The 20895-nt window shown below is 71.5% G+C and carries 15 protein-coding genes; 10 read left to right on the top strand and 5 right to left on the bottom strand.

Features of this window, described 5'->3' with window-relative positions:
• The first annotated feature begins 83 nt into the window (after positions 1 to 83).
• The 4 genes from ACFP2T_RS17125 (at position 84) to ACFP2T_RS17110 (ending at position 4162) form a co-directional block, all read left to right on the top strand.
• Positions 84 to 1484, top strand: coding sequence for a sensor histidine kinase (locus tag ACFP2T_RS17125; RefSeq protein ID WP_377422581.1), 1401 nt, complete (start codon positions 84 to 86; stop codon positions 1482 to 1484).
• Between the two features lie 56 nt (positions 1485 to 1540).
• Positions 1541 to 2251 carry a response regulator transcription factor gene (locus tag ACFP2T_RS17120; protein WP_377422880.1) on the top strand — a complete coding sequence of 237 codons (711 nt, stop codon included), beginning with the start codon at positions 1541 to 1543 and terminating at the stop codon, positions 2249 to 2251.
• A gap of 194 nt (positions 2252 to 2445) precedes the next feature.
• The gene (locus ACFP2T_RS17115) at positions 2446 to 2988 is read left to right on the top strand and encodes a SigE family RNA polymerase sigma factor (protein WP_377422579.1); all 543 of its coding nucleotides are present in this window, start codon (positions 2446 to 2448) and stop codon (positions 2986 to 2988) included.
• Positions 2969 to 4162: a hypothetical protein gene (locus ACFP2T_RS17110; RefSeq protein WP_377422577.1), complete on the top strand. Its 1194-nt coding sequence runs from the start codon at positions 2969 to 2971 to the stop codon at positions 4160 to 4162. The genes ACFP2T_RS17115 and ACFP2T_RS17110 overlap by 20 nt, the downstream gene beginning before the upstream one ends.
• 168 nt (positions 4163 to 4330) lie before the next feature.
• On the opposite strand, the gene ACFP2T_RS17105 is transcribed toward ACFP2T_RS17110, so the two are convergent.
• Positions 4331 to 4711 (bottom strand): hypothetical protein, encoded by a 381-nt coding sequence (locus ACFP2T_RS17105; protein WP_377422575.1) that lies wholly within the window; start codon positions 4709 to 4711, stop codon positions 4331 to 4333.
• A 585-nt stretch (positions 4712 to 5296) separates the two neighbouring features.
• Between ACFP2T_RS17105 and ACFP2T_RS17100 the strand changes: the two genes are divergently transcribed.
• Positions 5297 to 7627 (top strand): beta-L-arabinofuranosidase domain-containing protein, encoded by a 2331-nt coding sequence (locus ACFP2T_RS17100; protein ID WP_377422573.1) that lies wholly within the window; start codon positions 5297 to 5299, stop codon positions 7625 to 7627.
• A gap of 21 nt (positions 7628 to 7648) precedes the next feature.
• Here the strand turns inward: ACFP2T_RS17100 and ACFP2T_RS17095 are convergent, their stop codons facing one another.
• Positions 7649 to 8437, bottom strand: coding sequence for a class I SAM-dependent methyltransferase (locus tag ACFP2T_RS17095; protein ID WP_377422571.1), 789 nt, complete (start codon positions 8435 to 8437; stop codon positions 7649 to 7651).
• A gap of 59 nt (positions 8438 to 8496) precedes the next feature.
• Complete coding sequence (locus ACFP2T_RS17090) at positions 8497 to 11403, bottom strand: tetratricopeptide repeat protein (RefSeq protein ID WP_377422569.1); 2907 nt, start codon at positions 11401 to 11403, stop codon at positions 8497 to 8499.
• Between the two features lie 240 nt (positions 11404 to 11643).
• Here ACFP2T_RS17090 and ACFP2T_RS17085 point away from each other — a divergent pair, with 240 nt between their 5' ends.
• The 3 genes from ACFP2T_RS17085 to ACFP2T_RS17075 all read left to right on the top strand — a co-directional run bounded on the left by ACFP2T_RS17085 (position 11644) and on the right by ACFP2T_RS17075 (position 14227).
• On the top strand, positions 11644 to 12765 hold the full coding sequence (locus ACFP2T_RS17085) for a hypothetical protein (protein ID WP_377422567.1): 1122 nt from the start codon (positions 11644 to 11646) through the stop codon (positions 12763 to 12765).
• Positions 12766 to 12817: 52 nt separating this feature from the next.
• Positions 12818 to 13786 carry a hypothetical protein gene (locus tag ACFP2T_RS17080; protein ID WP_377422565.1) on the top strand — a complete coding sequence of 323 codons (969 nt, stop codon included), beginning with the start codon at positions 12818 to 12820 and terminating at the stop codon, positions 13784 to 13786.
• 108 nt (positions 13787 to 13894) lie between these two features.
• Complete coding sequence (locus ACFP2T_RS17075; protein WP_377422564.1) at positions 13895 to 14227, top strand: nuclear transport factor 2 family protein; 333 nt, start codon at positions 13895 to 13897, stop codon at positions 14225 to 14227.
• 62 nt (positions 14228 to 14289) lie between these two features.
• Here the strand turns inward: ACFP2T_RS17075 and ACFP2T_RS17070 are convergent, their stop codons facing one another.
• Positions 14290 to 16701 carry a hypothetical protein gene (locus ACFP2T_RS17070; RefSeq protein WP_377422562.1) on the bottom strand — a complete coding sequence of 804 codons (2412 nt, stop codon included), beginning with the start codon at positions 16699 to 16701 and terminating at the stop codon, positions 14290 to 14292.
• Between the two features lie 363 nt (positions 16702 to 17064).
• Between ACFP2T_RS17070 and ACFP2T_RS17065 the strand changes: the two genes are divergently transcribed.
• Positions 17065 to 18573 (top strand): Nramp family divalent metal transporter, encoded by a 1509-nt coding sequence (locus tag ACFP2T_RS17065; RefSeq protein ID WP_377422560.1) that lies wholly within the window; start codon positions 17065 to 17067, stop codon positions 18571 to 18573.
• A 164-nt stretch (positions 18574 to 18737) separates the two neighbouring features.
• Positions 18738 to 19373: a pyridoxamine 5'-phosphate oxidase family protein gene (locus ACFP2T_RS17060; protein ID WP_377422558.1), complete on the top strand. Its 636-nt coding sequence runs from the start codon at positions 18738 to 18740 to the stop codon at positions 19371 to 19373.
• Positions 19374 to 19387: 14 nt separating this feature from the next.
• Here ACFP2T_RS17060 and ACFP2T_RS17055 read toward each other — a convergent pair whose 3' ends face one another.
• Positions 19388 to 20815, bottom strand: a complete 1428-nt coding sequence (locus ACFP2T_RS17055; protein WP_377422556.1) for a (Fe-S)-binding protein — start codon at positions 20813 to 20815, stop codon at positions 19388 to 19390.
• Between the last annotated feature and the right edge of the window lie 80 nt (positions 20816 to 20895).

The raw sequence follows: 20895 nt of genomic DNA, 5'->3' as shown, positions 1-20895 counted from the left end.
TCGAGACCCGGCGACCTTCGGCTAGTTCCAGGAGTCGACTTTGGTCGGTGTCCACGTCCCGTGACGCTGCGTAGCATGGCGGGATGACTGGTGTGCCGGTGCTCCCCGAGCATCCCTGGCTGCTGCCGGCCACCCTCACCGCGGACCTGTCCGGCCCCGGCCGTCCACCCCGGCGGTCGACCCGGGACTGGGTGGTCGACACGCTCTGCTTCCTGCTCGCCTCCGGCTACGCGGTGATCGCGTTCTGGGACGTGCTGCGGCCGCAGCCGGCCCTGGTGGCGGACCGGGCCGACTCGGAGTTGGCGGTCGCGATCGACGTGGTGCTGACCACCGCGCTCTGCCTCGCGCTGTGGGTACGGCGCCGCTGGCCGGTCGGGCTGGCCGTCGCCGCGCTGCCGGTGGCACTCTTCTCCACCCCGTCCGGGATAGCCACCCTGATCATCCTGCTCAGCCTGGTGGTGCACCGCCGGCTGGCGGTGGCGGGCACGCTGGTCGCGGCGCACCTCGGGGTCTCCGTGCTCTACGAGTTCCGTAATCCGGACCCGACCGACGGGCCCTGGATCGGGATGACGCTCAGCGGCGTGCTGACCGCGTCGATGCTGGCCTGGGGAATGTTCATCCGGGCCCGTCGGCAGCTCGTGCTGTCGTGGCGGGACCGGGCGTACCGGGCCGAGGCCGAGCAGCGGCTGCGGGTCGAGGCGGCGCGGCGGCTGGAACGGACCCGGATCGCCCGGGAGATGCACGACGTGCTGGCGCACCGGATCTCGCTGCTGAGCCTGCACGCCGGGGCGTTGGAGTTCCGGCCCGACGCACCGCCGGAGGAGATCGCCCAGGCGGCCGGGGTGATCCGGACCAGTGCCCACCAGGCGTTGCAGGACCTGCGCGAGGTGATCGGCATCCTCCGGGAGGATCCACCCGAGGCCGATGATCCGGAGCTCGCCCCGCCCGTCGAGCCGGTACGCGAGTCCGGTGGGCGCGGCGCGCCGTATCCGCCCGACCCGCCGTACCCGGCGGTGGAGCTGCCGGGCTCGACCTCGACCGAGCCGGTGCCGTCGCTGCTGACCGCCGGGGCGCCCGAACGACCGCAGCCGACCCTGGACGACCTGCCGGCGCTGGTCGCCGAGTCACAGGAGGCGGGCATGCGGGTCACCCTGCGCACCGAGTTGACCATGACGGAGACGGCGCCGGCCGGCATCGGGCGGGGTGCGTACCGGATCGTGCAGGAGGGGCTGACCAATGCCCGCAAGCACGCCCCGGGTACCACCGTCACGGTGACCGCACGTGGGCGGCCGGGCGTCGGCCTCAGCGTCGAGGTCCGGAACCGGTGGCCGGTGGGCCAGCTGCCCGGTCCCCGGATCCCGGGCACCGGCACCGGGCTGGTCGGGCTGACCGAGCGGACCGCCCTGCTCGGCGGCTGGTTGGAACACGGGCGCACCGACTCGGGTGACTTCCGGCTGGCGGCCTGGCTACCGTGGCCGTCGTGAACACCGAACGCGTCGACCCGATGCCGGACCAGGAGCCGACGCCGGGCCAGGAGCCGATGCCGGGCCGGGAGTCGGGGGCGGCGCCGGAGCGGACGCTGCCGGTACGGGTGTTGATCGTGGACGACGACGCGCTGGTCCGGGCCGGCCTGTCGATGATCCTCGGCGGAGTGCCGGACCTGCGGGTGGTGGGGGAGGTGTCGGACGGCACCGAGGTGCTGCCGGCGGTCGTGGCGTACCAGCCCGACGTGGTGCTGATGGACATCCGGATGCCCCGGATGGACGGACTGGCCGCGACCGAGGCGCTGCGCCGCACGCACGCACCCCCCGAGGTGCTGGTGCTGACCACGTTCGACGTCGACGAGTACGTGCTGCGCGCGTTGCGGGCCGGTGCGAGCGGCTTCCTGCTCAAGGACACCCCGCCGGCGGAGATCGTGCAGGCGATCCGCCGGGTGGCCGCCGGGGAGGCGACGCTGTCCCCGACCGTCACCCGTCGACTCATCGCGCACGTGACCGGTTCGGGTACGCCTGACCGGCGAGACGCCAACCTCCGGCGGGACCGGGCGGTACGGCTGCTCGGCGGACTCACCGAGCGGGAGCGCGAGGTGGCGGTCGCCATCGGCCGGGGCTGGTCGAACGCCGAGATCTCGACCGCGCTGTTCATGAGCGTGGCCACCGTGAAGGCGTACGTCTCGCGGCTGCTGACCAAGTTGGAGCTGAACAACCGGGTGCAGGTGGCCCTGCTGGTCCACGACGCCGATCTGGTCTGACCCGCACGTAGCTCCGACCTGGACTCGGGCGCACCGCACGAGTCCCTCGTCGTCCTGTGGTGCGCCTGGGGAGTGGCCCGGTCGACCGCACTGTGGAACCGGCCGGGGAACTCCTGATTCCAGGCAACATCGGAAACCGTGCAACCCGGCGGATCGGCCGGACCGTCTTCCCCGGACGAAGGGAGGCACGGAACGTGAATCGGGACGACGAACAGGAGTTCCGGGAGTTCTTCCGGGCACGGTTCGATGCCCTGCGTGCGCTGGCCTACCTGACCTGTGGTGACTGGCAGGCGGCCGAGGACGCGGTGTCCAGGTCGCTGGCGAAGCTCTACGTGCGCTGGCACAAGATCGACTCGCCGCTCGGTTATGCCCAGCGGATGGTGGTGCGCGCGGCGATCGACGAGGGGCGCCGGCCGTGGCGACGGGAGACGTCGGTCGGCAGGAACCTTCCTGACCAGGTCGTCGCCGACCCGACCGGGAACACCGACGAGCGGTTGCGCCTGCGGGAGGCATTGCTCCAGGTCCCTCCCCGGCAACGCGCGGTGCTGGTGCTGCGCTACTACGAGGGGCTCAGCGTCGAGGAGACCGCCGCGGCTCTTCGGCTGCACACCGGCACCGTCAAGAGCCAGTCGGCGCGCGGACTCAGCACGCTGCGTACGGCGCTGGGTGACGCAGAGATCCACACCAGTCAGAACACCATTTCGAGGGAGGAGAGCTATGGACTACGACCTGCGTGACGTGCTCGACAGCGTGACGGCGGAAGCCCCGCCGGCGCGGCTCAGTGCCGACGACGCCATCGCCGCCGGCCGGTCCCTACAGCGGCGTCGCCGGTACGGCTGGACCGGCGGGATCGCCGTGGTGGCCGCTCTCGCGGTCGCCGGGGTGATGGCGTCGCCGTACCTGTTCGACGCGGCGGATCCGGACGACGCTATCGCGGCCGATGCGGCCGACACCATCTCGGCCGCCAGCGCGGTGGACCCCGCACCGGCGACGTTCCCGACCCTGACCGCGCCGTTCATGTACTCCATCAAGGGGTACAGCGTGGGCCCGCTGCACGTCAGCGACCCCGTCTTCGCGACGGCCGCGTACCAGGAGTCGATCGTCACCCTCGACGGCGTCGAGAAGCAGAAGGTGACCAACAGCGCCGGAACCTGGGAGCGGTCCTACGACACGTCGGTGGGGACCGTGACGGTGTACCGGCCGGGCGTCTTCAAGCCCGACAAGTTCAGCTCGGGCACCCCGGTACGGGTGCGCGGCCTGCCCGGCCTGCAGACCGAGTTCGAGAAGCAGGTGTTCGAGATGCGGGTCCGGGACCGTAAGGAGTTCTCGAGCCACACCGTCAAGGTGCCCGCCCTCGCCTGGCAGTACGCCGACGGCGCCTGGGCGACCATCGTCGCCAACCAGCTGCTCGACACCGCCGACCCGGCCAGGGACCTGTTGGCGCTGGCCGACGGGCTGACCCCGGCCGCACCGACCGTTGCCCGGGTGCCCTACCGGCTCGGCAGCGCACCGGCCGGTTATCACCTCGTCGGAATCGGAAAGTTCAACCCGACGAACGCCGGGGACAGCATCTCCGAGGCGTACTTCTCGAAGCGGGCCGTCCCGGTCACCAACCTGACCGGCAGGCTCACCGAGGACGACCTGATGCCGGCCAGCGGTGGCGGCCTGAAGATCATCGTTACCGAGACCGCGCCGGCCGCGCCGTCGGACCCGAACCCGCACCCCAACCCGCGCAGTCCCTGCCAGGAGAACTTCTGCGACCGCGCCATCAACGCCGGCTACTTCGCGGAGGTCATGGACAGCAGGAACAGGGTGGACGTCGTACGGAAGGTCACCAACGGCCTCGTCTTCGACAACCCGACCGACCCGACCACGTGGCACGACGCCGGCACCATCGGTCTGGGGCGTTGACCCGCTGAGCCAGCGGCGCGCCGGGTGACCGGCACCCCGCCGCCGGGACAGCGAGTTCCGAGGTCGGATCGATTCCGGCCCGGGAGGCCGACGAGCCTGCCGGGCCGGTCCGCTCGGCCCCGGCCCGCAGGCGGGGGAACATCTACGCGGAGACGTCGCGGGGCAGGCTCAACCGTTCGGCACCGCGTGTCGCAAGGCCACCGCCTGGCTGACCGCGAACGCCGCGACCTCGACGGCCACCGCGGCGAGGAGCAGAGTGAACGCGCCGTCCCACGGCCGGACCTCCGCGAACGCGGCTATCAGCGTGGCCGCCACGACGTTGACGGCGAGCACTCCCACCAGCCATGGACGTAGCCGGGGGCGGCGGGCGACGCGGTGTAGCGCGAATGCCCAACCGCCGATCGCGATCGCGCTCGCGATGATCACCGCCGGTGGCACGGTCAACCGCTCGGACGCCGGATCCACGAACAGGATCAGCGACACGCCCGCCAGCGCACAGTAGATCGCGTCCAGTTGCAACGAGAGCCGACCGACCCGGGGTGCTCGCATGCCCTGAACGGTACCGTGGGTGCGGGCCGCTCGGGGTGCAACGGTCGCGAAGGGGACTGACGGGCTTGATTGTGTGAGCGCTAACACGCTACCCTCTCCGCAGGGGTCACCGGGCAGACTCCAGTGAGTCCATCGGGCCGCCGTACGGGCCGGTGGTGCGAGCGATGAGGCGGCGACCGACGGATGTCGGCCAGCCCGCCGGACGTCGGATGCCGTCTCGGCGGAATCGGCGGAATCGACGGCATCGCTCGCGGTAAGAGCGTCGGCTGGCCGCTCTCGGCGTCAAAGTCGCTGGCCAACGTGGGAAAACGCGCGCCGGGAACACGTTTGGTCTCCTCGCGCCGTCCCGGACGTGAACAAACTCCGGTACGGCCAACGGTGCCACCGTGCCCTTACCGACCTGCCGCACCGCGTCAACAGAGATACCGACGTCCCGAGAGACCGGGCGGCAGAAATGAATCTTGAATGCCCAGAAAGATCTCCGCTACATTCCCATGTGTAGATGTTAACGCTAACTTGTAGCCCCGCTCCCTTCTCGACGAACCATCCGCCCCCCGCCCACCCCGTACGACACAGGAGGCCCTGATGCCACCTCTGCCCCTCAGCCGACGTCACCTGTTGCAGGCGGCCGCCGGGAGCGCGCTCGTCTCCGCGAGCGGCGTCGCCTTCCTCGCCGGCCGTGCGTCCGCCGCCGTGGTGCCACCGGCCCGCGCCGACATCGGCGTCTCGGCGTACCCGTTCGACCTGGGACAGGTACGGCTGACCTCCGGCCGCTTCCTGGACAACCAGAACCGCACGCTGAACTACCTGCGGTTCGTCGACGTGGACCGGCTGCTCTACAACTTCCGTGCCAACCACCGGCTGTCCACCAACGGGGCCGCGACCAACGGTGGCTGGGACGCCCCGACGTTCCCGTTCCGGACGCACATGCAGGGGCACTTCCTGACCGCCTGGGCCCACGCCTACGCGGTGCTGGGCGACACCACCTGCCGGGACAAGGCGAACTACATGGTGGCCGAGCTGGCGAAGTGCCAGGCGAACAACGGGGCGGCGGGATTCTCCGCCGGCTACCTCTCCGGATTCCCCGAGTCGGACTTCACCGCGCTCGAGGCGCGGACGCTGAGCAACGGCAATGTGCCCTACTACTGCATCCACAAGACCCTGGCGGGGCTGCTCGACGTCTGGCGTTACACGGGCAACACGCAGGCCCGGACGGTGCTGCTGGCGTTGGCCGGCTGGGTCGACACCCGGACGGGCCGGCTGAGCTCCAGCCAGATGCAGGCGATGCTGGGCACCGAGTTCGGCGGCATGAACGAGGTGTTGGCCGACATCTACCAGCAGACCGGTGACGGGCGCTGGCTGACCGTCGCGCAGCGGTTCGACCACGCGGCCGTGTTCAACCCGCTGGCCGCGAACCAGGACCAGCTCAACGGGCTGCACGCGAACACGCAGGTGCCCAAGTGGGTGGGTGCCGCCCGGGAGTACAAGGCCACCGGCACCACCCGGTACCGCGACATCGCCAGCAACGCCTGGAACCTCACCGTCAACGCGCACACCTACGTCATCGGCGGCAACAGCCAGGCCGAGCACTTCCGGCCACCCAACGCGATCGCCGGATACCTCAGCAACGACACCTGTGAGCACTGCAACACGTACAACATGCTCAAGCTGACCCGGGAGCTGTGGCTGCTCGACCCGAACCGGGTGGCGTACTTCGACTACTACGAGCGCGCGTTGCTCAATCACGTGGTCGGCGCGCAGAACCCGGCCGACAACCACGGCCACGTCACCTACTTCACCCCGCTGCGACCGGGCGGTCGCCGGGGCGTCGGGCCGGCGTGGGGCGGCGGCACCTGGAGTACCGACTACAACTCCTTCTGGTGCTGCCAGGGCACCGGCATCGAAGTCAACACGAAGCTGATGGACTCCATCTACTTCCACAACGGCACCACCCTGACCGTGAACCTGTACGTGCCGTCGACGCTGAACTGGTCGCAACGCGGGATCACCGTCACGCAGAGCACCAGCTATCCGGTCAGCGACACCACCACCCTCACGCTGTCCGGCACGATGAGCGGCTCGTGGAGCATCCGGTTCCGGATTCCCGCCTGGACCAGCGGCGCCACGGTCAGCGTCAACGGCACGGCGCAGAACGTCACCACCACCCCGGGCAGCTACGCCACCATCACCCGGACCTGGGCCGCCGGTGACACCATCGCCGTACGGCTGCCCATGCGGGTGGTCATGCAGGCCGCCAACGACAACTCCAGCGTCCAGGCCGTCACCTACGGCCCGGCGGTGCTCAGCGGCAACTACGGAAACTCGACACTCAGCGCGCTGCCGGCGCTGACCGTCTCGTCGATCACCCGGACCAGCACCAGTTCGCTGGCGTTCACCGCGACGGCGAACGGGTCCACTGTCAACCTCGGTCCGTTCCACGACGCCCACGGCTTCAACTACACCGTCTACTGGAACACCGGCGGATCCACCGGCACCGCCACGTACAAGCTGGTCAACGCCGGTACCGGACTCGTCCTGGGCATCCGGGACATGTCCACCGCCGACGGCGGGCTCGCCGTGCAGTGGGGTGACTCCGGCACCGCCGACCACCAGTGGGTAGTCATCACCGACGGCAACGCGGTCCGGTTCCGTAACGTCAACAGCGGCAAGGTCCTGGGGGTGCAGGACATGTCCACCGCCGACAACGCCACCGTCCTGCAATGGGCCGACAACGGCACCGCCGACCACCGGTGGACGCTGGTCGACAACGGTGACGGCACCCACCGGATCCGCAACGTGAACAGCGGCAAGCTGCTCGGCATCCTCAACGGGTCCACCGAGTGGGGCGCGCAGGCCGTCCAGGACCCGGACAACGGCAGCTCGGACAACCGGTGGCGACTCGTCCGGATCAACTGACGGGTGATCCGCTGGACGCGTCTAGGTGATCGGAGGTTTGACCGCCCGGGTGGCGAAGTAGCCGGGCAGCCATCCGGCGGTGGCGTCGGAGTGGTGCGGCGCCTCCTCGAACCCGACGACCACGAAGCCGGCGGCGAGCTGGCCACCGAGCTGCTCGGCCATGGTGTGGCTGTACTCCAGTGGCGCCTCCGCACCCCAGAGCCGAACGCGTTCCTCGGCCGGAACGTGCGTCAGGTCGCTGTAGGGCAACCGGTGGCGCACCACCAGTTCGCCGCGCTTGTCCAGGGCCTCGTTGTCGAAGAGGAAGACGTCCGGATTGACGAAACCGCAGAGCAGTGCCCCGCCCGGACGCAGCACCCGGAAGCACTCCCGCCACACCGGGGCCAGCTCGGGTACGAACAGATTCGAGACCGGGTTGAAGACCAGGTCGAAGGAGGAGTCGGCGAAGGCCGACAGGTCGCGCATGTCGCCGAGGACGGTCCGCAGCTCCAGGCCGTCCCGGCGGGCGACCATATCGTCCTGCGCCAGTTGGCGGGGCGAGTTGTCGAAGACGGTGACCCGGGCGCCCGCCGCGGCGAGCGTCGGACCCTGCTGCCCACCGCCGGAGGCCAGGCACAGCACGTCCGCGCCGGAGAGGTCCGCCGGGAACCAGGACCGGTCGACCGGCTGATAACCGATGAGTACGACTGACCAGTCACCGGCGCGCGCCCGGGCGACCGTCTCGGCGGAGACGGGACGCGACCACTCGTTGTCCCGCTCGACCTCCCGGTCCCAGGCGGCCCGGTTGTGCGCCACTGGATCAACCGTCATCTCCCCACAGTAGTAGCGGCCGGGCCGTCGGCTGTTCGGGGCGCTGAGCCGACGGGCCGTCAGGCGCGGGGTTCGAGGATGCCGAGGCCGCTGACGTCCACCACCGGACCGTTCTCCCGCATCCGCTCGGCGACCTGGTGCCAGCGGCCGGCCTGCCGGGTGCAGATCGCCAGGGTCTCGTCGCCGCGCAGCGGCTCGCCCCGGTAGTCCATTCCGGCCAGCCGGCGCCGGGCCCGCAGGCTGCCGTCCCCGGCGTGCTCGGCGACGGCCTGGTAGATCGCGTTGAGCTTCCGGTCGACCAGCGCGATGTTGAGCCGGGCCAGCCGCTCCACGTTCTCCTCGGGCCGGGTGCCGTCGCCGACCAGCCGGTCCGCACCGGAGAGCACCAGGTCGTCGAAGCGCGGGATCTCCGGCGGGAACCGGGCCTCGGCGATCCGGATCGGGTCGACCGCCCGGCGCAGCAGACGGATGAACTCGGCCCGGTCCCGCCAGTAGCGGGCATGGTCCAGGGCGATCCGGCAGAGCGTGTCCCAGGTCTCGGCGTCCAGGTCCAGCCAGCGGATCAGCAGATGCGGGTCGGCGGTCTGCGGCGGCAGCGCCCGGTCGTGCCAGGTCTGTTCCAGCAGTACGGCGCCCTGGCAGACCAACTCCTGCGCGTACGCCGACATCCGTAGGTTGATCACCTTGTCGGGGCGGGGGAAGACGAGGGTCAGGCTCGGATACACCTCCTCCTCGAAGTAGCCGAAATCCTGTAACCGGCGCAACGGCGCCAGATCCGGCTCGCTGCTCAGGATCCACCGGCGCAACCGGTCCGCCGCGACCCCGCTCTCGGTGCAGGCCAGCGCGGCGCGGAGCTGCTCGACCGCCTTCTCCACCAGCGGCGCGACCGGCGGTGGCAGCGGGTGCGGGCTCGGTTCCGGATCCGCCGGCCGGGTCGAGCCGGCCGGTTGCGGCACCGGCCGGGCGCCGCCCCCGTCCGGAGTGGGGACCGGCCGCGCGCCCCCGTCGGGCGTCGGGGTCGGGCGGCGGTGCCAGCGGGGCGGATGGGCCAGCGGCAGCGCGTCCGCGATCAGCCGGCGGCCCCGCCAGAGCGCGCGGGCGGCCGGGGAGAGGTGGGCCGGCGGGCGGCGTTCCGGATCGGGAAAGTACCCCTTGAGCGCGAAGCCGTAGGTGCAGGCCGCGTTGTAGAAGTCGAACGACCGGGGCGGATGCGCGGGCCACCGTCGGCGCTGCGCCCGCCGGATCGCCCGATCCAGCAGTACGCCGCCGGACGGCCACTCCCGCATCAGGATCGCGGCCCTGTTCCGGGGACCGCGCCGCCACCAACCGGCCAGGGTGCCCCCGACCTCGAACGGTCCCAGCGGCCCGGTCCGGAGCGGTCGCCAGCCGACGGTTGCCCAGTCGTGCCACGCCTTGGCCAGCCGCAACGGTGCCCAGACGTCGCGGAGCAGCAGCAACGCGGAGTGGGTCACCTCGGAGCGGGTACGCCGGACGAACCAGGCGAGCACGGCGTCCTCGCGGAGCCGGTACAACTCCTGCGCCGCCACGGTCTGGAACACCACGGTGGTGGCCTCCGGGAACTCCCGCAGCACCCGGCGCAGCCATTCCTTCGCGGCCGGTTCACCGGGCGCGTCGGCGAAGGTCACCACCACCGGCCAGTACCGGTCGACGAATGCCTTCTCCAGGCGTTGCCGCATCTGTCGCCGTACCTTCTCCCGGTCGCCGACGCCGTCCTGCTTGAACCACTGGTGCACGGTCCGCTCGGTGTAGGCGAGCGTGCAGGCGTACTGGTAACGGAGTTTGATCGAGTCGGGTCGGCGCCGCAGGTAGCGCAGCGTGCCGAGCACGTGCCGGGGCAGGTGGCGGAGCCGGTCGGTCCGGGTGGTCCAGATGTGGTCGTCGTACCAGCCGCCCTGCTCGCGCAGCACCAGCGCCGACTGGTACGTGTCGAGGGCGTCCAGGAAGAGTCCCATCTCCTCCTGCACGCTGGCGACCATCATCCGCAGGTCCGCGTTGAACGGGTCGAGCTTCAGCGCCTCGCCGTAGAACCGGAGCGCGTCGTCGAACTGCCGGCGGTCCTGCGACTCCTTGCCCTTGTTGTACGCCGCGAAGAGGGCCGCCGGCAGTTCCCGGCCGCACCAGTTGCGCCACGGCGCGGCCCGACCGAGCCGGGTCACCGGCAGGATCGTCGCCAGCACCCAGTACGCGGTACGTCGGGTCGCCTCCTCCCAGGTGCTGCCCCACTGTGTGGTCATCGCGCTCCGGCCGCCGTGCAGGAACGAGGTGACGGTGGCGGACACCCCGTAGCAGGGCTCCTGGGCCCGGACCTGCAACACCCCGGTCACCCGGTAGCCGACCTTCGGCCAGAGCCGGGGCAGCATCTGGAGGATCATCGCGAGTGGGTTGGTGGTCTTCGGGTCCACCCCGCTGGCCACGTCGAGGAAGCTCTCCGGTGGCGGGTCGGCCGGCCCGGCGTACGGGGGGTAGATGTGCGTCTCGGAGAGCCGCTGGCAGAACTGGCTCTTCAGGTCGTCCACCGGAGCGTCGTGGCTCGGGGTGGCGTCGGTGAACTCGTGCACGTCCACCGGACCGGGCCGGTACGCGAGCCGGACCCGGCGGTGGTGCCGCCACGCGGCGAAGCAGATCAGGGCGAGGACGAGCAGCCCGAGCCGCTGCCGGACCGGATGCGCCCCGTCGCCGCCGATCGCGATGGCGAGCCCGTCCAACGGAGCGAGCAGCCAGGAGTCGGGGCGCCCCATCCGCAGGTGCGCCCGCCCCGCCCAGGTCAGCGCGGCGAGCAGTCCGAGCGTGACGACGACCTTGAGCAGAAGCGCCCGAGCCGGCCGGGGGACCGGCAGCGCGGCGGGCGCGGCCCGAGATTCTCTACCGATCCGCCGGGGTGTTGGCTGTTCCCACTGCTCGGACCGTTGGATACCGTGCGACGTTCTTCTGGCTCGATGAGGCATCTCGGCCACCGATGGGTCGGCTCGGTCCCTCCCGTAACGGAAAACCCGCACCTCCAGGCTAGGGATCGTGCTATCGGCCGGGGTCCGAAATGCCGGTTCTCGACCGTCTCACTGGACCATCCGCGCCCCGCCCGGCCCAGTGGTCCCGCGGTCACCACGATCGGTGCCTCCCTCCGCAGGGGGAGGTCGACCGGTCGCGCGGGGGATTCCCGTCCGGCCGACACCGGCCAGGCTGGTCGCATGACGGGGAGACGGCACGGGGTCGACGTTCCGTCGCGACGGGCCGGGGGGCCGCCGCGACGGGCCGGCGCCGACCGGGACCGGGGCGGCCGGGCGCCGTACGTGGTCCTGGTCTGGGCGGTCGGATACGGGGGGCTGCGGGTGCACTGGGCGCTGGGCGACGCTCCGGAGTTTCCGCCGCTGGGATCCGATCTCTACCCGCTCACCGGCTGGGGCACCGTCGTCCCGGTCGGCGCGGCGGCGGTGCTGGCGGTCGCGCTCGCCCGCGCGAACCGCTGGCACTGGCCGCTGGCCCTGATGAGCTGGGCGGGAAGCGCCACGCTCGTGCTGCTCTGCCCGCTGTTGCTGCTGGACGTGGTCGGCCTGGTCATTCCGGGGCTGGGCCTTCCGGTCGATCCGGCCGGAATCCTGGGCCGGGTCGGTGCGCTGACCGGTGGAGTGCTGCTCGGGGCGGCGGCGCGGGCGTACTGGCGGCGGTGCCGGGACGACCGCCCGGCGTTCGGCTGGATCGGGGCGCTGGTCAGGTCCTGCGCCGGTACCGATCCGCCCCGCTGTGCCCGGATCGCGGGGTACCTGGCGGTGACCGGCTGCCTGGTCCGGCTGGCCGCCCAGTACGCCGCCGGAACGGCGGACATCCCGTTTCCGGCGGGGCCGTCCGTGATCGTGTTCGAGGCCGGGTTCCTGCTCGCCGGAGTGCTGCTCCCGCTGGCCCTGGTGCACCGCTGGGGTCGGGTGTTCCCCCGCTGGGTGCCGTTGCTCGCCGGCCGGCGGGTGCCCCGCTGGTTGCTGCTCGGGCCGGGATTCGGACTCGGCGTCGGGCTGACCCTCTACTTCGGAGTCGGTACCGGTCAACTGGCCGTCGAGACGGTAACCGGGACGTGGGATCCGGGCGACGGGACGTACCCGCTGTGGTTCTTCTGGGTCGCGATGCCGGCGTATCTGGCCTGGGGCCTGGGACTCACCGCCGCGAGCGGCGCCTATCGCTGGCTCACCGCCGACGCCGGTGGCAGAGATTCCACTGCGGACGACCCGGCTCCGGCGGTGACCGGCCCGGCTCCGGCGCTGGCCCCCGCTCCGGCCATGGCTCGCGACGGCCTTGCCGACGTCGGTCAATCTCGATAGACAGGTCCGGACGTCCGTCCGGCCGGGCGGGCCGGATGGCGGGGGAGAGCGGATGGCCTTCAGCAGGGCCGGAATCGGTGTGGTGCTCGCGGCGGCCGGGGGCGCGGCGCTGGCGAGCGGCCAGGTCGTCGTCGCGGACTCGGTCGGGGTGCTGGAACTCGACGGCGTGTTCGTGGCCGGCAACGAACGGGTGGCCGGGGTCCCGGTCACCCTGGTCGGCTGGTTCCTGGCGATGGCGGTGCCGCTCGCGGTCGTCGCGGCGCTCGCGGCCGTGCCGGGTGGGTACGGGCTGACCCGGGGGGCCCGGATGAGCCCCGTCCCGGCCGCCGCCGTGGGAGCACTCGCCGGACTGCCGTTGGTGTCGTCCTCCGGCGGCGGGGAGGTCCGGGAGGCCGCCCTGTCGGCCGGGATCAGCGGCATCGCGCTCGGCATCGCCGTCGGATGCGGGGTGGCGCTACTGCCGGCCGTCGGCCGTGGACTCGTCGGGTACGCCGCGCTGTTGTGGACCGCCATCGTGGGGTTCGGGCTGTTCGTGCCCCGCACCGTGGTCTACGCCGGCATCGTGGAGCCGCTGGGTCTGGAGCCCTTACGCGAACTACGCGGCACCCTCGGTCGCCTCGGCATGCCCGACCTGGGGCCGTTGGACTACCACTTCGTGTCGGTGCTGCCGGTCGCGCTCGCCGTCGTCGTCCTGAGCGGCGTGCTCGGCGTGCGGGTCGTCCGCCGTACCGGATCGGTGTGGGTGGCCGTCGCGGCGGCCGTCGTCGGCCCCGTACTGGCGGCGGCCAGCTACCACCTCGACCGCGACCAGTTGATCCTCTGGAACGAGGACGCCGCGATGATGGCCCATCTGCTCGCCGTGTTCGCCGGCCTGTCGGCCCTGCTGGCCGCGGCCGTCGCCGGACGGTTCGCCCGGCCGTCGACGGTCGACGCTCCGGACCGGGCGGCGGACGGAGATGCGGCGGCGGACGGAGGTGCGGCGGGTAACGGCGGTGCGGCGGGGATTCGGCAAACCGGGTGAGCCTGTCGGAGGCGTCGTGCAGGATCGACAGCGTCCGCCGGATGTCGGTCCGGTCGGCCCGGCCCGGTTACCGAGCTGGGCCGACCGGTCCAGGAAAGGAACATCGAGATGGCCAGCGCACCACCCGGGCCCGAGATCGTCCGCCGCTACTTCGCGCTCGCCTCCCAACCGGACACCGAGGCGTACTTCGGGCTCTTCGCCGACGACGCCGTGGTGCTCGACGAGGGGAAGGAGTACACCGGCATCGCCGCGATCCGTGCCTGGCGCGGCGACGTTCCGCTGGTCAGCTACGAGATCACCGACGTCGAGGAGACCGCCGCCGGCACCGTGGTGACCGCCACGATCACCGGTGACTTCCCCGGCAGTCCGTTCGCCGGCCTGAAGTTCCGGTTCGAGGAGTACGACGACAGCCGGATCAGGAGGCTGCGCATCGCGCCGTGACCATGCCGGTGCCGTCGTACGCCCACTGCGCTGCCGACTAGCCCGAGTTCCGGTCCGCGACCTCACGCGTCCTCGCGCAGCGCGGGCCGGCCCTGGCCCTGGCGGGGGATCGACTGCGCCCCGGCGACAGCCGTGGCGAACTCGTCCACGGCCCGCCAGACCGACGGATCGATCCAGTAGCCGGAGTGCCGAGCCGCGGCCGGAGCCGGCTGACCGTGGATGTACCAGTTGGTGACCGGGTCGGGCAGTTCCTCGTCGACTCCGGACGGGTCACCGGCCGGGAAGACCTGGCCGCCGATGTAGTCGGTCCGGTAGTGGAAGTTGCGCCAGCCGAGCAGCCCCGCACCGTCGTCGCCCGTGGTGAGCCGGCGCAGCACCCGCTCGCCGAAGTACGCCGGGAAGGCCCAGCCGTACAGGGTGGTCAGCGGTGAGCCGAAGGTGACCAGGGCGACCACGTCGTCGTCCGGCCGGTTCTCCGCCTGGAGCAGGGCGGCGGCGGCCAGCACCGTGCCCTGGCTGTGCGCGGCGAGCACCACCCGCCCGCCGCTGTCGTGCACCCGCCACAGCCGCTGCTGCAACTCGGGCACCGCCCGCTCGGCGTACGACGGCGGGGCCAGCGGGTGGTACGCGCGCGGCCAGAACGTGAGCACGTCCCACAGCACGCCGATCCGACGCCGGCTGTGCAGGTCCCGCCAGCCCTTCCGCAGCACCAGGATGATCACGACCGGGATGCCGGCGGCGAGGTAGCTGCCCAGGGTGAGCGTCCACTGGGTGCCCCAGGGCAGCTTGTCGAAGACCCAGTACCGCACCCCGATGACGGCCAGCAGGATCGTGCCGATCACGGCCATCGCGGTGAGCAGCTTGTCGAGGTCGCGGGGGACCCGGGCGAGCCGGCGGGCTCGGGCGATCCGCGCCTCCCAACCCTCGCCCCGCATGGTCAGCCAGAGCCAGGCGAGGCGTTGCCGTTCGATCCGTTCGTCGGCGAGCGTGCTCCGCTGCCAGTGCGGCTCGGCGTCGGGCCGGGGCACGTGCTCGCGGTACCAGGCCCGGATCCGCGCCTGCTCGGCCCGGTTCGTGCCGGCCCGCCAGTAGTGGAACAGCTCGTAACCGACGAAGAGCAGGATCAGTGCCAGCGGAAGCAGCGTCAGGTAGTGCACCAGCTTTCCGATGATCGGATGGACGTACAGCTCGATTCGACCGGTCGGTCCGGCGGGCAGGTGGGCCCGGGTCGACACCTCGGCGGTCACCGCGGCCACCCGGGTCATCATGCTCAGCAGTACCGCGTTCAGCCCGAACACGCTGAGTGCCAGTGCGACGAAGGGACCGAAGACCACGAACGTCCCCCGCTGCCAGCCGCCCGGCACGGCGGCCGCGAGGACCAGCAGCAGGGTGAGGAAGACGCCGCCGAGGGTCAGGCTGGCCACCGTACGCATCCCGGGCAGGTAGCCGAACGGCTGGGCGTACGCCGGTTGCACCGCCGCGTACCAGCCGGCGCAACAGACGGCCGCGCCACCCAGCCCGAGCAGTACGGGCGGTACGGCCGCCGGGCGGTGCGGGGCCGCGACGGCGACCAGGGCAGCGAGCAGCACCAGTATGCCGAGGCCCAGGGTGGCCCGGCCCAGGGCGGCGGCCCCGATCGGCGCCCCGGCCGCCCGGCCGGCCGTTCCCGTGGTGTGGGTGAGGACGAGCGCGACGAAGGCCAACCCGGCGGCGATGTGCAGGTGGCCCAGGTCCAGGGCGCTGCGTTGGCCGTCCCAGAACGTCGGGTCGGCCAGGCCCACCCCGGACCGGGCGGCGCTGCCGGACCGGCGTGCTGGATCGGCAGCCGCTCCGGCCCCCGGTGGACGGGGCCTGGTCGCCTCGTACCGGTGGATGCTGCGCAGCGACAGGATCGCCAGCAGGATCACCACCGCGAGCGGTGCGAGCGTGCCGGCCAGGAGCCGTCGGCCGGGGTGCCCGGCGAGCAGCGGGTCGTGCAGTAGGCGTACCGGCCAGCCGTCGTCGGCGCACCGCGGCTGCCCGCCGCACTGGTACCCGAGCAGTTCCATCCCGGTTATCGCGACGACGAGCAGGAGGTTGAGGGTGAGGCCGAGTGCGGCCCAGCGCATCGCGGCGCGGTGCAGCCGGAACAGTGCCGGGCTGTCGTGGGTACGCGGACTGCACATCCAACCCGCCACGTTCGCCAGGGCGAACGGAAAGAGCAGCAGCCACAGCACCCGGGCGCCGCTGCGCGAGGTCAACCCACCCCAGGAGTACGCCTCGACGTGTCGTCCCCGTACGTCCGCCGTCCGGTAGAAGCCGGCGATCCGGTCGCCGGAGACGTGTTGTGGTGCCGCGTCACTGAGCAGGTTCTCCGGGGTGGTGCCGCCCACCCCGTGCAACCGGAGTTCGGTGACCCCGGTGAGGTCGGCGACCGGCGGGACCAGTCCGGACGGGCGGGGCACGGGGGACGTGTCGTAGCGCTGCAACGGCATGGCGTACTTCCCTGTCGTGACGGGGTCCGCGGCAGCTGGTGTCCGGGCGTCGACCGGCCTGTCCGGCGGACGCCCGGCCCCGGAATGTGATCGGGTCGGCTCGCTCCAACGCTGCTCCCGCCAGGGCGCCGACGCAGTCAGATCTAGGACTCCGGCGGTCATCCATTACCCCTCTGACCAGGCATTTCATGTTCACCGCCATGTCGAGCGGCCGACGCCGCGTTCGGGACGCGGGCAGAAGGTCGGATACCGCACAGCGGGGCGGCAGCGCGAACGGAGCAATCTTGATGGTCATCGATCATTGCGCGGTGGTTACCGATGGATGACGATTGATGCCCGGGGGGATCTTCCCAAGGAGGCATCATGGCGGAAGCAACTCAAGTCCCGGATGTCCACTCCTACCAACTCGGTACCAGCCGTCCACCGCTCGCCGTGGCCGACCTTCCCGAACCCGAGGAGGTCTTCAAGGTCCGTCGCCTCGGCCCACGGGAGCTGTTCAAGTACGCGCTCGGCCCCAGCCTGATCGCGCTCGGCATCTCGATCGGCAGCGGCGAGTGGTTGCTCGGCCCACAGGCGGTGGGCCAGTTCGGCTTCGTCGGCGTCGGCTGGGTCATCCTGATCTCGGCGGTGCTGCAGACCTTCTACAACGTCGAGTGTTCCCGGTACGTGATGGCCACCGGGGAGGCTCCGGTGGTCGGCTGGGGCCGGGTGCCGCCGGGCTACCTGCTCTGGGTACCGGTGTCGGTGTTTCTGGTGATCTTCGCGTTCATCGCCGGGGGATGGGCGGCCTCGGCCGGCCAGGGCGTGTACGCGCTGATCCACGGTGAGGTCGCGCCGTCCGGGGCGGAGGAACCCCGGCTCTGGGCCATCGCCCTGCTGGTGCTGGTCTTCCTGATCGCCGCCGGGGCGAAACGGATCAGCCGGGCCCTCGAACTCGCCAACTGGGTGATGGTCGGCACGATCCTCGTCGTCCTCCTCGTGGTGGCCGTACTGGTGGTGCCGTGGGACATCTGGTGGGAGGGCATCCGGGGCTTCGTCACCCCGGCCGCGCCGCCGGAGGGGATCACCGCCACCCAGCTCGGCGGGCTCGCCGGATTCACCGCCCTCGCCTCCGGCCTGAACTGGTACGTGATGGGCCACTACCGGGACAAGGGCTACGGGATGGGTCACCGGACCGGCTACATCTCGGGGTTGCGTGGCGAGCGGCGGGAACTGCTCGCCACCGGGGTCACCTTCCCGGACGACGCCGCCAACGCGGCCCGCTGGAAGCGGTGGTACCGGCTGCTGCTCACCGACATGTGGGGGATCTTCTTCGTCGGCGCGATGCTCGGCATGCTGCTGCCCACCATCCTGATGGCGCACGCGGTGCAGGTCTCCGGCACGGTGCCGACCGCGGCGGACGTACCGACCTTCGTGGCCACCGCGCTCGAACCGGACTACGGGCCGCTGATGTTCTACGGGATGCTGCTGGTCGGCGTGCTGATCCTGTTCAGCACCCAGCTCGGCATCTTCGAGGGCATGGTGCGGGTGAGCACCGACGCGGCCCACGGGACCAGTCCCCGGCTGCGGCGACTGCTCGAGGGTGACCCGCGCAAGTTCTACTACCCGTTCATGCTGGTGCTGCTGGTGATCATCGCGATCGTGCTGCACCTGGCGGTGCCGGTCAATCTGGTGCAGTGGTCGGCCAACATGTCGAACCTGGGCGCGCTGTTCTACCCGTTCCTGCTGATCTACCTGAACCGCAAACTGCCCCGCCCCGCCCGGCCCCGCCCCTGGCACTACGTACTCCTCATCGCCAACGTCCTCTTCTTCGGCTTCTTCTTCGTCAACTTCGTCGCCGACCTGGTCGGTGACCCGCTGATCACCTTCTGAGCTGTAAGGAAGGGCCCCTTCTTATCGCTTTTTGTATAAGAAGGGGCCCTTCCTAACCTCCGCGCCACCACCGCGAGCGGGGTCTCGGCCCGCGTGAAATGGGGGTGACCGTAGGGCGGGGGCGGTCGTAGGTTGGGTAGGGACATCCGACGGGGGAGGTTGGCATGGCGACGTCGACGGAGCAGGTGGACGTTACGTCTGCGACCGAGTTGCGCGAGCTGCTCGGCGAGCCGAAGGCCCAGGCGGTGACCAAGGAGCGGGTGCGGCTGCACGAGATCGACCGCCAGTTCCTGGCCGCCTCGCCGTTCTGTCTGGTGGCGACGGCCGACGCGGACGGAAACTGTGACGTCTCACCGAAGGGCGACCCGCCCGGCTTCACGCTGGTGCTGGACGACACCACCATCGCCATCCCGGAACGCCCCGGCAACCGACGGGCCGACGGATACCTCAACATCCTCGCGAACCCGCACGTCGGGCTGGTCTACCTGATCCCGGGCCGGGGCGAGACGTTGCGGATCAACGGCCGGGCCCGGCTGGTCCGCGAGGCGCCGTTCTTCGACCAGATGATCGTCAAGGGGCACCGGCCGGTGCTGGCGCTGGTCGTCGAGATCGAACAGATCTTCTTCCACTGCGCGAAGGCCTTCATGCGGTCGGGCCTGTGGCGCCCGGAGACCTGGGATCCGGAGGTGCTGCCGCCGCACCCACAGATCATCAAGCGCATCCAGCAGACCGAGGAGACCCTGGAGGAGCTGGAGCGGTACTACGGCCCCCAGTACGCCACCCGCCTCTACCAGGGCTGACCCGGCGCACCGGTTCAGCTCAGCAGGCGGTCGACGGGTAGCCGCCGGATCGACGCGTCGAGCACCTGCGCGGTGTGGGCCAGGGCGATCCCACCGGAGCCGGCGGGTCGGGGCTCGGTGCTGCCGCCCAGCCGGGGGATGGCGGCGGCGATCTGCATCAGGCATCCCGGGTTCGCGGTCACCAGCAGCTGCGCCCCGGTGCCGAGTACGTCCCGGGCCTTCCGCTCGCCGAGTCGGGCCGCCGGCTCCGGGTTGAGTACGTTCCACACCCCGGCCGAGCCGCAGCAGAGTTCCGGATCGGCGATCTCCCGCAGTTCCAGATCCGGGATGGCCCGCAGCAGTTCCCGGGGTTGGGTGCGGATCCCCTGGGCGTGTCCGAGATGGCAGGCGTCGTGATAGGCGACGCTGACCGGCAGCGGGTGCCGCCGGGCGACCGGGCCGAGTTCGACCAGGAGTTCGGAGAGGTCGCGTACCCGGGCGGCGAAAGCGGCGGCGCGGTCGGCGTACCGGGGGTCGTCGCGGAGCAGTTCGCCGTACTCCTTGAGGGAGGAGCCGCAGCCGGCGGCGTTGACCACGAAGTAGTCGATGCCGGTGTCGGCGAAGGCGTCGAGGAGGTGGCGGGCGAACTCCTGGGCCTCCTTCTCGCGTCCATTGTGCACGCTCAGTGCGCCGCAGCAGCCCTGCCGGGCCGGGTTGATCACCACTTCGCATCCCTCGGCGGCGAGGACCCGGGCGGTCGCCGCGTTCACTCCGGGGAAGAAGGCGCTCTGCACGCAACCGGTGAGCATCCCGACCACCGCCCGGCGCGGCCCGTACGCGGGAACCCGGTCCGGCGGCTTCGGCGCCCGGGTCAGCCGGGGCGCCAGCGACTCGAGGGTGGCCAGGGTGGGCGCGAGCCGGGGCAGCAGCCCGGTCCGGGCGACCAGCCGACGCAACCCGCTGGCCTGGTAGGCCCGCAGCGGTCCGCGCAACATCCGGAGCCGTTTCGGGTACGGGAACAGTGCGAAGATCGCGGCACGCAGGGCCCGCTCCCGGGCGGGCCGGGTGTGCCGCCGCTCGACCTGCTGCCGGGTGTTCTCGATCAGGGTGTCGTACCGCACTCCGGACGGGCAGGCGGTGACACAGGCCATGCAGCCCAGGCAGGCGTCGAAGTGCCCGACCATCGAGTCGGTGAGCGGCTCGCCCTCCAGACCCTGCCGCATCAGATGGATCCGGCCCCGTGGCGAGTCCATCTCCTCGCCCCACAGCACATAGGTGGGACAGGTCGGCAGGCAGAAGCCGCAGTGCACGCAGTCGGCGACCAGCTCGGCCGGTGGCGGCCGGTGCTCGTCGAAGGCCGGTCCACCGGCGGCCGGTGCGAGCAGGCCGAGCACGTCCCGGGGAACGCTGGCCGGTCGCGTCCCGCTCGGCGACGCGGGCCCGGGCGCGGCAGGCCCGGGCACGGCAGGCCCAGGCACGGCAGGCCCAGGCACGGCAGGCCCAGGCACGGCAGGCCCAGGCACAGCAGATCCGGATGCGGCGG

It is taken from the genome of Plantactinospora solaniradicis, assembly GCF_042658085.1.
Lineage (GTDB): Bacteria > Actinomycetota > Actinomycetes > Mycobacteriales > Micromonosporaceae > Plantactinospora > Plantactinospora solaniradicis.
This window is presented reverse-complemented; position numbering and strand designations above follow the sequence as displayed.